Raw genomic sequence first — 14,530 nt, 5'->3', positions numbered from 1 at the left:
GTATGGGATTAAAACTTTATCCAGGTTCTATAAAAGGACAGGCAGATAGTATTATTCAAAATCTGGAATTTGATAACAAAGATTTATTATCTGCATTGCAAACAATTTCACAATTTGTACAGAATACAGAACTTAAAGGAGCAGCCTGGGATAGCATGAAATACCAGTTAGGAAATCACGAAGCTGTTATTCAAGGCCTTATTTGTGCGAATGAGTCTGTAATTCAAGAACATGAAAATCTGAAAAGTACAGTTGGAGATGAAAATCTTGATGAGGAAGAATTAATAGCAAAAAGAGACGCTCTTATATCCACGAATACATTTTTAGAAAAAAATATTAGTTTAATGCAAAGCAATATGCAAAACGATGTAATGAAGATAAAGTATGGTTTTTGGTATCAAGAAATGATTTTTCAATATCAAATTTCTATTAATCAAAATCAAACGCTTATTGAAGAGTTGAATGAAAAAATACAGAAATTATATGATATAGAAAATACTACGGCCTCGTTGTTTTCAGAAAGCATTACTTTATATGATACTGTGAATGAAGGAATTGTGGCTATACAAAAAGGTTGGAATGGAACTGGTTTTTCTGTTTCATTAGACACTCCAGAATGGAAAAAAACTGTTCAATTACGATGGAATGATAGAACAAAAAAACTAGAAAAGGAAATGGAAGAATATGTTAAAAAATTAAAAAAGAAAGTTCCGAATATAACTTTAAAAGAGTGGTCAGAACTATATGAATTGTATCAAAAAAATCCAAATGCTGAAATACCAGCTGATTTATTAAAAGAAATGCTGAAAAATATTGGACAAATACCAAATGAAATTAAGGATAATATGCAAATGGATATAATATCAAAAGTTTTTGAATCAGGTGGTAAATCTGTAGTAAAATTGGGGGAAATATTTTTGTCTACAGGAATTCAGGGACCTGCAACAGAAAATAGTTTTGTTATATTAAGTAATTCATTTGCTCAACAAAGTGGAAAGTTAATTAATACAGGTACAAAATTACACTCTTTTGGAAAAGTCGGAATGCCTATTATAGGCGCAGCTATAGATTTTAGCGGTCAACTTATTTCAGGAGAAGAAGTTGGTGATGCAACGGTAAAAGCTGCTGGACACTTGGGCGTTGGTTTGATTGCCGGGGAATTGGGCACTATGGCAGGAACAGCTGCAGCAGCAACATTGGCAGTAGGACCTATCGGTGTTGCTGCTATTGGAATTGCAGCAGGTGCAGCAATCGCAGTATTTGGTAGTAGAGTTTTTGACCATGCGTATGAGAATAATTGGCTTGGGATAAAAGATATAGGGAAAGAAATAAATGAAGCGGTTGATGATGTAAAGAAAGGATTATCAAATGTAGGAAAAGCAGTATCTGGATTTTTTGATGGATTAGGTAATGCTTTTGCGTGATGGAGGATTTAAGAATGATGCTTTTATATTTTAATTCAGAAAAAGGGATGAATTATTATTATTCAAATGAAACACAACAGATTTATGCTATGAAAAATAAAGGAAGTGGTGGGCTGCAAGTGGGATTAGTTGCGGGTGCATCTATGATTATTTATTTTGTTTTAAATAAAATTGATGTCCAAATAAAAACGAATGTTAATATTTTATATTGGACAACATTGATACTGGGAATTATTGCTGGACAGATTTTGTTTTATCTAGGTAAAAAAAGATTGGACAGATTAATAAAAGAAACGGCAGTTGAATATACTTGCTCGAAACTTGAAATTGAACAATTCGTCAAAGAAGGGAAAAAACAGCTTGGAAGTAATACATGTTTAGTTATAATATTGTTAATAATTTGTTTTGCATATAGACCTTTAATGATGATTATTAGTCCGTATAGTGCAGTCGTAACAGTTTGTCATTTTATTATATGGACTCTAACAATCTTGTTGTTAGAAAGTTATCTATATACGAAGCCTATTGCTCGATATAAATATTATAAAAATATATAATATACTTATTGAAAAGGAGAAGAATTATGAATGTATTGCCACTTGGAAGTGTTATAAGATTAAAAGATGGAGAACAGAAAATTATGATTATATCAAGAGTTCCTTTATATAATAATGAAGGAACCATAGGTTATTTTGACTATGCAGGGTGCTTGTATCCGCAAGGACAAAATAGTCAGATGACATATTTTTTTAACCATGAAGATATAGAAGAAATCTATTTTACAGGGTATGTAGATGAAATGGAAAAAGAATTTTTGAAACAATATGAGTTACAAAAAGATAAAATAAAGTATCCAAAATTAAAAATTAAAGCAGATTAGAATTATTTTACTTGAAGGTGAGGAAGGTTATGGAAGATACAGTAATAAAAGAAGTTATTAAAAAATCAGAAGTTATAGCAAAAGATGCATTTGAATATCAATGGATCACCTATCCGGAACATGGATTTTTACAGTCGCATATAGAGGAAAAGAGCGAAGAATTAGAAATTACATATGATTTAGAAAACCGAAGACCGTTCATGGAGATTCGAAAAGAAGACCTTCCTGATATCCTTTTAGTTTTAGATGATATTGGAAATCTTAAAAAATACATAGAAAAATATTCTTTTTCTTTGCAGCCCCAAAATCTGTTTTATGATCTTCATGGAAGTGTGAAAGCGAAAAGCAGAGATGTTTTGTCTGCAAGTACAGACCGAGAGAAACAGTTCTTAAATGCCTATAAAGCAATTATTGGATATGCTTTACAGAATAAATATACATTTGAGGATTATCTGCAGGGAGGTATGCAGCTTTTAGGGAAAGAAGGGGTGTTAGGACAAGTACAGTCAGGAACCACGGTAGAAGACATACAAAAGATACTTTGTGAAGAGTATGAACGAATTAAGAAAGACCGTAGAGAGAAGAAAGTTCTGATACCAAAAAACAAGGTGACAACATTAAAAGTAACAGCAGCAGTTCTCGGGTTCGTATTGTTTGGGACAGTTGGATACATAGGATATGACCGCATAGCAAAAGAACCTTATCAAAGAGCCGTTATAGAGCTTAGTGATGCATATGTTCAGTCTGATTATGTTACATGTATAGACTGTATGAGAAATGTCAAGGTGCAGAACATGACAGCCCCACAGAAATTTATGCTTGCGAATGCATATGTCCGTAGCGAAAATCTTACACAAGAGCAAAAAGATAATATTTTAGCTAAAATGACATTGAATGATACAGAGTCGAAATTAGATTACTGGATTTATCTGGGAAGAAGCGATACAGAACAGGCTGCTGATATTGCACTACGACTTTCAGATGATCAATTACTTTTATATGCATATATGAAAGAAAAAGCAATAACAGAAGAAAATACAGAATTAACAGGTGCAGAAAAATCCGATAAGCTGAATGAAATTACAAAGAAAATGGAACCCCTGATGGAAAAATATGAAACGGAAGATCAAAATAACTATGAAGATATAACTACAGGGGATACTGAGGGGGATGGAGAATGAAAATGGAAACAGGAAGAATAAGATTATTTCGTCCCGATTACTTTACTATAGGTTCAAGGAAAACAGATATCGTTTTTCCACAGTGTAAGGTCGATATTATTGTAAAAGGAAAAGAAATTTCTATTCATAAAAAAACGGAAGATGTTTTGCTTATAAATGATAAGGTGATACAGCAAGACAAGGTGTTACTGGAAAATGGAGATGTTTTAACAATTGGAGATATTTCTGTTATTTTGTTGGAAAATGTAATTCTTATAGAAGGGAATATTTCTGAAATACATACGCAACTTCCTGTTATGAAAGATTCCAGAGTCCCGTTTGAAGGCTTTCCGAAGTATAAACGTTCTCCAAGAATTATCAAAAGAGTACAGGAAGAAAAAATTCAATTAGAGAAGCCAAAAGAATTGATGGATCGTAAAAAAGGCGGACTTGTTCAGCTAATATTGCCACCTGTGATTATGATTTGCATTACCATTGCAATTAGTGTGATTATGAAGCGTGGATTATTTGTAGTGATGGCGGTTGCCGGTACGGGGATGTCTTTAGTTGTTTCCATTATGCGTTTTTTCAGTGATAAGAAAGAATTAAAAGAAAACAAAATTCTGAGAGAAAAACCTATAAGCAGTATCTATTGCGGAAACGAAAAGAAATCTATCATGCCTATTGTAAAGAAAAAGAAGCCTATGAATATAATTATCCGTCTGTATCTGAAATCCGGAATATGATTGAAGAATACAGCCCTAGAATTTATGAGCGAAATTATAATGACGAAGATTTTCTAAAAGTATCATTGGGAGTAGAAAAAACACATCCACAGCTTCAAATTCAGCTGAAACTTGATGAATTAAAAACGAAACCAGATATATTGGAAGATGAGGCAAAAGCGATTCAAAAAGAATTTTCTGTCATTGAAAAACCGGTAGTTATCGATTTGAAAAAGGCTCATCTTGGCCTGGTAGGAGAAAAAAGTGTAATACATGAGCAAATAAAGGCACTCATTTGCCAGCTCACGTTCTTTCACAGTTATCATGATTTGGAAATTATTGCAATCTATGATGAAGCTTATCAGGAAGATTTCCAGTGGATGCGCTGGTATCCGCATTTTAAAATCCATACGGTAAACAGCGTTGCAATGATCAATTCAGAAAACAAAAGAGATCAGATTTTAGGAAGTCTATATCAGATTTTAAAAGACAGGAAGCAAAAAGAAGAGGAAAGCAAAAAAGAGAGTACTTTTCTACCACACTTTCTCTTTCTGATTGATGAGCCAAAATGGATTATGGATCATTCCATCATGGAGTATTTGGAAAAGGAAGGGTATAATTTAGGATTTTCTATCATTTATACCTCTCATTTAAGGGCAAATCTGCCAGAAAATATAGGAACTATTGCAATGCTGAAAAACTCAGAAGATGGACTTCTGCTGATTGATGAACGGGAAGAAAAGCAGGAAAAGTTCAGGCTTCATAATATGCAGGAAATTCCTTTAGAGTGGCTTGGAAGAAATCTGGGTGTGCTAGAACACATGCAGGGGATTAGTGCACAGATACCGAACAGTATTACTTTCTTCCAAATGTATCAGGTGGAACGACCATCACAACTTCGGATTGAAGAAAGATGGAGAAAAAATAATTCTTCAAAATCATTGGCAGTACCGCTTGGTGCAAGAGCAGCCGGAGATTATGTGTATTTGAATCTTCATGAGAAAGCTCATGGACCGCATGGTCTGGTTGCAGGTACAACAGGTTCCGGAAAATCAGAAATCTTACAATCGTATATTCTTTCACTTGCTGTAAATTTCAATCCTTATGAGGTTGCCTTCCTTTTGATTGACTATAAGGGAGGCGGTATGTCTAAGATGTTTACAGCCCTTCCACATTTATTGGGGACGATTACGAACTTGGATGGTTCCCAGAGTATGCGTGCGTTGGCATCTATCAAAAGTGAACTAGCAAGAAGACAAAGTATCTTTAATCAATATGATGTGAACCATATCAATAACTATAATAAGTTATTTAAAAATGGAGAGGCAGAAGAACCTCTTCCACATTTATTCCTGATCAGTGATGAATTCGCTGAATTAAAAAAGGAACAGCCGGAATTCATGTCAGAGCTGGTATCTGCTGCCCGTATTGGACGAAGCCTTGGTGTACACTTGATTTTGGCAACTCAGAAACCTACAGGTGTAGTAGATGATCAGATTTGGTCAAACTCAAAATTTAAGTTGGCACTTAAAGTACAGAACGAAGCAGACAGTAAAGAAATTTTAAAAACGGCAGATGCAGCAAACATTACGCTGCCTGGACGTGCCTATCTGCAAGTGGGTAATAATGAAATCTATGAATTGTTCCAATCTGCGTGGAGTGGAGCTGCTTATAATGAAGAAGAACAGAAAGAAAAAGTCGATGACCGGGTTTATGTACTCAATGAAATCGGACAAGGGGAATTGGTAAATCAAGATTTAAGTGATACGAAAGAAAACAACAAAGTAGTAAAAACGCAGTTGGACGCAGTAGTACGCTATATTCACGAGTATTATGAAACACAAGATGTAAAAGAGGTGAAAAAACCTTGGCTTCCACCACTACCGGAACAACTTGTAAGCCCACAGGAACTGATTCGTGCAACCCCAAAAGAATTGAACATGAAAATTGCTATGGGACTCATTGATATTCCGGAAAAACAGGAACAGATTCCATATGATGTTGATTTTATCAAAGATGGGAATTTGCTGTATATTGCTTCAGCAGGATATGGGAAAACCGTCTTTTTGACAACTGCGGTTTTGTCCTTGGCTATGCAGAATAGCGTGCAGGATTTGAATTTTTATATTTTGGATTTCGGAAACAGTGGTCTGATGCCATTAAACAAACTTTCTCATGTGGCAGATTATATTGTATTTGATGACTCGGAAAGATTCCAGAAGTTAATGGGGATTTTGCAGAAAGAAATCAGAGAGAGAAAGAAAAAACTGGCAGATGAAGTAGTACAGAATTTTGAAGTTTACAATCAGGTTTCTGCAGAGAAAATGAAAGCAATTGTTCTTGTGATTGACAATTTTGATGTAGTAAAAGAACTTGGATATGAGGCTGAAGAATTTTTCCAAAAGATTTCCCGTGATGGTTATGGACTTGGGATTTTTGTGATTGCAACTGCTACCAGAAGCAATGGCATGAAATATTCTACCTACAACAATTTTAAAAACAAAGTGGCGGGATATCTGTTTGATGAGTCAGATGTAAATTTAATTGTTGGAAGAAGCACTTATAAACAATCAGAAACAAAAGGACGAGCTCTTTTGAAATATGACAATATGATAAGTGTAATGCAGCTTTACAGCATGGTCAAGTTTGAAACAGAATTGGAATATAAGGATAAAATTAAAGAATTGATACAGAATATTGATGCTCTGTATCCAGGTGAACAAGCTCCAAGAATTCCGGTTCTTCCAGAAAACTTGTTCTTTGCAGATATGAAAGAATATCCTCATACAGAGCAGGATATTTATGTTGGACTCGAAAAAGAAGCTGTGTGTGCCTGCGGATTCCAGCTTGGAAATACACCATTTACGATTCTTGGTGAAGCAGCAAGAGGTAAGACAAACGTATTGAAGGTCATTCTCGATCAGATGCTAGGAAAAGGAAAAATCTATCTGGTAGATTCCAAAGCTATGGAACTTTATTCCTATAAAACATCAGAAAAAGTTGTTTATATAGAAAATCAGGCAATGGTGCCACTGCTCATAGATGCACTCAAGGCAGAGATCACAGAAAGAAATCAAAAAGTCAAGGAATCATTAGAAATGGATCCGACGTTAAATCCAAAGGAAATCTGCCGGGAATTGCAGCCGTTTAGCTTGATTGTAGACGATTGGGATAATTTTGTGGAATTGACCAAAACACAGGCGATAACTTTGGCTCCTATTCTGAATGAGGCAGCAGGTGTTGGTATCAGTATCATTTTGACTGCACATTCCGGAAAGATGAAAGGATTTGACGAAGTGACGAAATTTGCGAAAAACACAACAGAAGGTTTACTTCTTGGAAATCAGGGAACAACAACAATGTTCCCGATTAATTCAGCCAAGGAACTTCCACAGTTTAAAGATGGTTTATTGTTCCATAATGGAGCTTATGTTAAAGTGCGGGTTCCAAAATATTAGGGAGAATTTTATGGATAAGGATAAAAATGGGGTAGAAATTGCTGAATGTAAGCAAAGAATATCAAAATGTAATGCGCAAATAGCAGATAACAGAATAACTATCGAAAGTTTAGAAGAAAAAATTGAAAGACTTAAAAGTGTAAGGGATGCAGTAAGTGCAAAAAAGGAAGAAATAGGTACGACAATCAGTAACATGGCGGGAACTATTGAATCTATGAATTATTTTACATGGTGTGGAAGCAATAGAGAGTCTTTTGATGGGGAAGTAATAAAAGTATTGGAAGATTGTGATGCTTTCAAACAGGATGTAGATAGCTTACAAGATGCATTGAATGATGAAATTACACAATTGGAGAACAAACGATATGAGCATGAAGGCATCATTGGACAATTGAAGATGGTACTTAATGATTTGGATAATTGGCTTACAAAACTACTAAATTAGCAAAAGCCGTGTAACTATTCATTAGAAAAGTGCCACAGATAGGAGGGAATCGGTTTGAAAAGAGGAGGATATAAATCAGCACTATTAGTGAGTCTTTTCTTAATCATGATGTTGGGAGGATGTGGAATGGATACGAAAAAAGAAGTTATAACAAAAGCGATAGAGAGTCATTTACAGGAAAAATACGGAGAAGAATTTGAAGTACTGTCTTGGAATCAACCTAAACTGTTACCATCAGATAATGGAGCAATTTATGCAACATGTATTGCAAAAAGTGATCCAAAACATCCATTTGAAGGAAGCTATTTTTATACAGAAGATTTTGGACTAGAAGTAGGCCCTCTTGGAGATGGGTATGTGGAACGTCTGTTAGCAAAGCAGATGGAGAAAAAAACAGAAAAAGTGATTTCACAAGTGGCGAAAAGATACTATATCCAAGGACGTATCTGGTCACAAGAAGATGAGTGGGAAAAATGGCAAAATATGCCTGTAGAAGAAGTCTCCAATTGGGAAAACTACGTTAATCTACGTAATTATGCAGGTAATCCGGATGAAAGAACCTTGGGGGCTATACGTATTTATATAGATGCTACGACAATGATGGATAAGACCGATGAAGAGGAGTATAAAATGTACGAGGAATTGTTTCGAGAGAAGCTGGGTGGGGAAGCACTACTTTATATTTATTACCTAGACAAAAAGAACTTTCGGCAGGCAGAAAAAGTATTGGAGACAAGTGCACCTAGAAATGGAGGAAGTCGTTTAGACAAAGCTATTGAAGAGCAGCCTTATTTTGGAACGATTATGCGGAGTGGTTCAAAGGTATTTGATGATTCTTTAGAGGTGTTCAAAGCAGCAAAACAGGGAAAAGAGCAGGAAAAATATAAATAAAAGGAAGGCGTTGTATATGGGTTTGACAACAGATAAAGATGCACTTGTGGCTTCACAGATAGCATATATGAATATTGAAAATGATGATATAAAGGACGCGGTAGATAGATACGGTTCAGCAACGTTGGAAAATATTTTTAGAGTGTCACCTAGTATAAAAAAACAATATATTAATCGAGTATATGGAAATAAAGATCCCAAAACGACAAAATTGAGTGAATACGAGCAGATGCGTTTCGAGGAAGCAAAGGCATTTATAGAGGAGATAAAAAATTCAGAATATGCACAGTGGGAGATCGTGGAAGTAAAAGATGATAATGCAAATTCGGGATTTTATGGATGTATGATTGATTGTGGAGAAGGTCAGTCGATATTCGGTTTCCGAGGAAGTGAAAGTGACACTACGCATCAGCTACGTCAAGACTGGATCAATGCAGATATCGCTTTATTCAATAATATTTTAACGGAACAGCAGAAAGCAGCACAGAACTTTGTGAAAGATATGAATAAAAAATATGGGGATAATTATACAACATTTGATTTTTCGGGGCATTCTCTAGGTGGAAATCTGTCACAGCATGCTGGAATTACAGTGCCTGCAAACATGCAGAACAAAGTGGGAACGATTTACAATTTGGACGGACCAGGATACTCCGATGAATATCTTTTGTCACATGCTTTAGAAATTGATAATATGGCTTCCCATGTGAAACACTATCAATGGTCTTTTATCGGAAATTTACTTAATCAAATGCCAGATGAAATGTTCCAATCTATACGAACAGACGATAGGGTTTATGAAATATATGATTTGGAAAAATTGACAGATGGCGCTCTGTTTCAAAAACATGATACCGGTTTTGTCTGGCGCTGGATGATGGAACACGATACAGAATTTTTCCAAAATGGTAAGATGGATGACTTTGCAAAAACGGTTGGTGTAGTCATAAGAAAAATAGAAAATGAAGCCCCTGGAGTAGTACGGAATTTGGCTGTAGATGGAATCTTCTTAATAAATCTTTTTCTTTTGGCAAAAGAATCCGAAAATACAAAGGAATTTGGAAAGAAAGTATGCAAGTACTTTATAGATACATTTCAAAATGGCGTCCATATAGGAATGGAAATTTGGGATTCCATTGAAAGAGGAATTTCTAAATGGGCGGCAGCAGGTGTGGATTTTATTGCACTATTTAAAAATCCATATTTTAGACAAGTAAATGATTTCAAAAAGAAAGCGGGGAGGATTACAAGTACTTATGGGCATTTGGATATGGAAAGTAAACTTATATCTCTTAACAATATGACAGAAACATATCAGAACCTGGATCATTTGATGAAAATGTATAAAACATTTCTTATAGCAAGTGCAGACTCTTATAGAGAAGCGGGAAAACTTATGCTTCTTAAAGAAAAAGATATATTATAAGAGAGGGGGAAGAATGTGGGATATTATCTTAGAATGGAAGAAATTTTAAGCTTACAGCTTAAATCGCAGGAACAAATTGAGCGTTGGAAAGAAGAGCTACAAGAGGTTGGAAAAACTCTGGAAGTTTTAGGAGATACAAACGAATTGCAAGGTGAAGCTGGTACAAAATTAAAAGATAACATAAAAAATATTCATATGCCAATAAAAACAGAGATAGAAGCTCTTCTAGATCTATTCCAAGAAAATTATTCTAAATACGTACTAGGATTTATGGAACTTGAGGAGTCAAATACAGCAATTATTAAACAAGATGTGTTAGAAAGACAGCAGAAACAATTAAACTTATATAAAGAAAGTTATACTGACATTTATGAGAATATCGTAGATGAACTTAGTAAAGTAGATGATTTATTCAGTTATTCCATCGAGTTTCAAGTTCCAGAGAAAATTGATACACTTATGGTTACATTGACAGACATTAACGAAAAAATTGGAGAATATGATGTGTCACATGCGAATGATATGAGTTTACTTGATGAAGGAATAACTTTAATGCGAATGAAATTTTCTAAATAATTAAGAAACGTTCTGTTTTATTTTAAATATGAGAGGTATGAATGCAATGAAAGAAGAAAAGTTTTTACCATTAGGTTCTGTAATTATTGTAAAAGGAAGTGTAAAAAAGCTTGTTTTGATTGGAAGAGGTGTTGTAGCAATTTTCAAGGGAGAGCAAAAATATTTTGATTATGTTGCTTGTACTTATCCAGAAGGCTTGATTGGAGAAAACGTGTTATATCTAAACCACGAGGATATTGAAGAAGTAATTCAAAAAGGGTTTCAAGATGAAGATGATTTCAGAATGCAAAAAAGTTTAAAAGAACATTTGGATGGATTATTAAAAATAGAAAATGAGTCATAAAACTTTTGCTTTCTGGACAGGGAGGTGTGATTCATGGCAAATAAAAATCAAGCTGCTATTTCATCTGCAAAATATGAAATTAATCAAGCAAACTATAGGATTTCAGAGTGTCAAAATGAAATTCAGGGATTAGAAAAGAAAATTGAGCGTTTGGAAGGTGCAAAACAGAAACTGCAGACTTATAAACTCAATATAGAGTCGGAGAAATTTGACATTACGCAAAAACTTTCATGTAGCAGTTGGAAAGGATCTAATAAAGAAGAGTATGAAGGAATTGCTGAGGAACAGCTTAAACCTTGTTATCAAACATATTATGATGAAACTGATCAAGCCGTAGATGCGATTATGGATGAAATCACAAGATTGGAAAATCAGATTTATGATCAAGAAGGAGTGATTGGCTGGCTAAAAAGTCAGATTAACTCTTTGGGAAATTATATTGAAACATTGCTTAATTAGGTAAGGGGGACTGTCAATGATTGAATTAAATAAATTAACTTATAATTCGAATGTGTCAGCGTTATCTGTAGCCAGCCAAGGTATTAAAAAAAGTAAAGAACAACCGGAAATTACAGGAAATATGAAATCTTTAGCAGCATTTTTAGAAACCTATCAGACTTTATCAGAACTGTTTGGAAGTTATAAAACTTTATTGCAGGAAGATGTGGGAAAACTACAAGATGTCAGTACCTGTATGACTTATGCAGAACAATCCTTAATAAAACGATAGACATTTAGCGGTTGGAACATATAGAATTTGAAAAGAAGCACCCAAGGAGGAGGTGTGTTATGGGATACCATGTGAAAATTGAAGAGTTGTTGGAAGTACAAAATCAGATGATTAGCCAGTTGAGTGAATGGGGAACACAATTAGAGACGGTTTATCAGGCATTAGAAACGATTGTAGTAACACCATGCATCCAAGGGGAAACCGGGAAAAGCATACAGAATTATATACAAGAAGTACATATTCCTGTGATTGGATCACTACAGCAACTCTTAACTGAGTTTCAGGTACGTCTTTCGGTATATGCAGAGGGATATTATGGAATTGATTCTTCTTATGAGGCTGAGATTCCACAAGAAATATTGGAGGAACAACAGAAAGCATTGGAGAATGGACGGGAAGACTTTGAAAATTTAAGGGAAGAAATCAATAGCGTCATTTCCAATGTTAGTGACATTGTTTCAGTTGTCCAACCTTCAGGTTTATCTTTAGTACTTTCTTATCAGTTGATGGAAAGTCGTGTTAAAACTTTAAACAGTGATATTGGTGATTATGAGGAAACGCATCAAAATGACACACAGAATATGGACTCCATGATGGAGTCTATAAGGTCTATTCTGATAGCAAGAACAGGAAGCTCTGCTGTATCAGTAACTAATTATCAGGCTGGTTCTATTGCAATGCTGCCGGCATATCAAAGGCTGCAGATGGGCTATGAAGAAAGTGGAAATTTTGTAGCTCAGAACATGGCTCAGTACGAAGAGGCAATGAAAAAGTTTGAAGATAAAATGAACGATAAACTTGCTGATGATAGGAAAGCAGAAGGATTGAAACAGCTTCTTGCAGGCATCGTATCCGCAACAGTGGGAACAGCATTGATTTTCGCAACAGCGGGTGCGGCTGCCCCTATTGTGCTTGGAGGGGCTATTGTAGGAGGAACATCTACCTTATATGGATTATCGAACGCAACAGAAGGAATGAATAATATATCCCTTGGCTTTTCCGGGGACGGATTTACAATGGCAGAAAACCCTATCCGTGATACACTGTTTGCAGGAAATCCGGATTTATATTATACTATAGGAAATGCCAGTACTATGATTTCGGCAATGGCATTACCGATGAGTGGTATTTTAAAAGGGGCAACAGGTGCTGCAAAATTTAAAACTATCGCCGTAGATGGTGGAAGGATATTGATTGGCAATGTGGCAGAAGATAAAGCTTATGATGCAATCTATCAAAGTACAGACAGCCGTATATTGGCAATGCTGGGAAGTAATGTGGTAGAAGGAGTCCTGTCAGGAAACCTAGCAAATAGTTCAGTATCGGAAATTGGAGATGTGGCGAGAAAGGTGGATATTGAAGAACTGGGAGATAGTATCACAATAAATTCTAATCAAGGTAGATTAGATGTATTGAAGAGTAATGTTCAAACTAGTCAGAAAATTTTTACAGAGATACCATTTGATAAAACTGGAAAATTAAAGTCTAGTATTAAATATCAGACAGGTGAATTCAACTATAACTATGAAACAGATGAATTGGGTAGGATATCTAATTGGAATACTGAAAACTTACAATTAACACAACGTGAAAAGAGATTAAACCATGTAGCAAAAACTCCTGGGAAATTAAAAGGAGATCATGCGGGACACTTGGCTGGAGATCGCTTTGGCGGTTCTCCCAAGTTAGATAATATGGTTTCTCAGTCTCAACATGTCAATTTAAGCGATTATCGAAAAATTGAAAATATATGGGCACAGGCAATAAAACAGGGAAAGGAAGTTGCTGTTAACGTTGAAGTTAGATATGATAAAAATGGTTTACGCCCAACGGAATTTATTGTAGAATATATAATTGATGGAGATGCTACTATTCAGAATATTTTTAATTAGATTGGAGGATATCATGGAAAAAATATTTGAGGATTATTTTTCAGAACTTCAAGCAGATATGGTTTCTATTTGCTTAGAATACGTAGAAGATAGAGCCGAAAAAGTATATATATATTGTTCTTTTGAAAATAATATACTGTCAAGTGGCTTTTTTTATAAGGTAAATGGGCAAGTAGTGAAAAAGAATAGACTAAATGATGTGATAAATGGCAACGAAGAAGAGTATGATGTGTCAGTAGATAGACAGAGAGCTACAATAGCTATTATTAATGACGATATTAAATCATTAATAACATTATGTCAGAAATATAAAAAAAAGATGCCAACACAAATTAAACTTACTTATGATGTGTTAAAGAATAGATTAAATGCAGATTATTGTTATGAAACAGTGTTTAGCAATGATAAAGATAAGACAGCATATGATATTTTAGAAGAATGGTATAATTCTGAAAAAAACATATAAACAATATAGACTTTTATTCCTTAAAAAATCCCACTAATTTTCTGCGTATTTTTTCATAAGTTGGTAAATACCGATATATTCCCTATTTTAGGGGCTTTATCGGTATTTTCTTTT

15 protein-coding genes are annotated in these 14,530 nt (G+C 34.7%); all 15 read left to right on the top strand.

The features are described from left to right. The first annotated feature begins 2 nt into the window (after positions 1 to 2). From PG840_RS11370 to PG840_RS11300, 15 genes are read left to right on the top strand one after another with little or no spacing between them, the layout of a single operon-like run. Positions 3 to 1,424: a hypothetical protein gene (locus PG840_RS11370; protein ID WP_021739107.1), complete on the top strand. Its 1,422-nt coding sequence runs from the start codon at positions 3 to 5 to the stop codon at positions 1,422 to 1,424. Positions 1,425 to 1,438: 14 nt separating this feature from the next. Next, positions 1,439 to 1,981 (top strand): hypothetical protein, encoded by a 543-nt coding sequence (locus PG840_RS11365; RefSeq protein WP_022250354.1) that lies wholly within the window; start codon positions 1,439 to 1,441, stop codon positions 1,979 to 1,981. A gap of 26 nt (positions 1,982 to 2,007) precedes the next feature. Beyond that, positions 2,008 to 2,304 (top strand): DUF4176 domain-containing protein, encoded by a 297-nt coding sequence (locus PG840_RS11360; RefSeq protein WP_021739109.1) that lies wholly within the window; start codon positions 2,008 to 2,010, stop codon positions 2,302 to 2,304. 29 nt (positions 2,305 to 2,333) lie between these two features. Then, on the top strand, positions 2,334 to 3,485 hold the full coding sequence (locus PG840_RS11355; RefSeq protein WP_021739110.1) for a type VII secretion protein EssB/YukC: 1,152 nt from the start codon (positions 2,334 to 2,336) through the stop codon (positions 3,483 to 3,485). Further along, entirely contained in the window at positions 3,482 to 4,210 is a 729-nt protein-coding gene (locus tag PG840_RS11350; protein ID WP_270613657.1) for a hypothetical protein, read from the top strand. Before PG840_RS11355 ends, PG840_RS11350 begins: the two co-directional genes overlap by 4 nt. Beyond that, positions 4,117 to 7,647 carry a type VII secretion protein EssC gene (gene essC, locus PG840_RS11345; protein WP_270613656.1) on the top strand — a complete coding sequence of 1,177 codons (3,531 nt, stop codon included), beginning with the start codon at positions 4,117 to 4,119 and terminating at the stop codon, positions 7,645 to 7,647. Before PG840_RS11350 ends, essC begins: the two co-directional genes overlap by 94 nt. 10 nt (positions 7,648 to 7,657) lie before the next feature. Then, positions 7,658 to 8,092, top strand: a complete 435-nt coding sequence (locus PG840_RS11340) for a DUF5082 domain-containing protein (RefSeq protein WP_044963414.1) — start codon at positions 7,658 to 7,660, stop codon at positions 8,090 to 8,092. A 54-nt stretch (positions 8,093 to 8,146) separates the two neighbouring features. Beyond that, positions 8,147 to 8,983, top strand: a complete 837-nt coding sequence (locus PG840_RS11335; RefSeq protein WP_226972154.1) for a DUF5037 domain-containing protein — start codon at positions 8,147 to 8,149, stop codon at positions 8,981 to 8,983. A gap of 16 nt (positions 8,984 to 8,999) precedes the next feature. Next, a complete protein-coding gene (locus tag PG840_RS11330; protein ID WP_118263109.1) occupies positions 9,000 to 10,409 on the top strand; it encodes an Mbeg1-like protein in 1,410 nt (469 codons plus the stop codon). Between the two features lie 15 nt (positions 10,410 to 10,424). Continuing rightward, positions 10,425 to 10,985 (top strand): T7SS effector LXG polymorphic toxin, encoded by a 561-nt coding sequence (locus PG840_RS11325; protein WP_022250348.1) that lies wholly within the window; start codon positions 10,425 to 10,427, stop codon positions 10,983 to 10,985. A gap of 46 nt (positions 10,986 to 11,031) precedes the next feature. Next, positions 11,032 to 11,328, top strand: coding sequence for a DUF4176 domain-containing protein (locus PG840_RS11320; protein WP_022250347.1), 297 nt, complete (start codon positions 11,032 to 11,034; stop codon positions 11,326 to 11,328). Between the two features lie 33 nt (positions 11,329 to 11,361). Then, positions 11,362 to 11,787: a DUF5082 domain-containing protein gene (locus PG840_RS11315; protein ID WP_021739116.1), complete on the top strand. Its 426-nt coding sequence runs from the start codon at positions 11,362 to 11,364 to the stop codon at positions 11,785 to 11,787. 16 nt (positions 11,788 to 11,803) lie between these two features. Beyond that, a complete protein-coding gene (locus tag PG840_RS11310) occupies positions 11,804 to 12,058 on the top strand; it encodes a hypothetical protein (RefSeq protein ID WP_004612655.1) in 255 nt (84 codons plus the stop codon). Positions 12,059 to 12,117: 59 nt separating this feature from the next. Next, the gene (locus PG840_RS11305) at positions 12,118 to 13,950 is read left to right on the top strand and encodes a DNA/RNA non-specific endonuclease (protein WP_021739117.1); all 1,833 of its coding nucleotides are present in this window, start codon (positions 12,118 to 12,120) and stop codon (positions 13,948 to 13,950) included. A gap of 13 nt (positions 13,951 to 13,963) precedes the next feature. Next, on the top strand, positions 13,964 to 14,416 hold the full coding sequence (locus PG840_RS11300; RefSeq protein WP_044963416.1) for a hypothetical protein: 453 nt from the start codon (positions 13,964 to 13,966) through the stop codon (positions 14,414 to 14,416). Positions 14,417 to 14,530 lie beyond the last annotated feature (114 nt).

The organism is Coprococcus sp. AM97-35 (assembly GCF_027697525.1).
Classification (GTDB): domain Bacteria; phylum Bacillota; class Clostridia; order Lachnospirales; family Lachnospiraceae; genus Allocoprococcus; species Allocoprococcus comes.
Note: the sequence above shows the minus strand (reverse complement) of the source record. Positions and strands in the feature narration are given on the sequence as shown.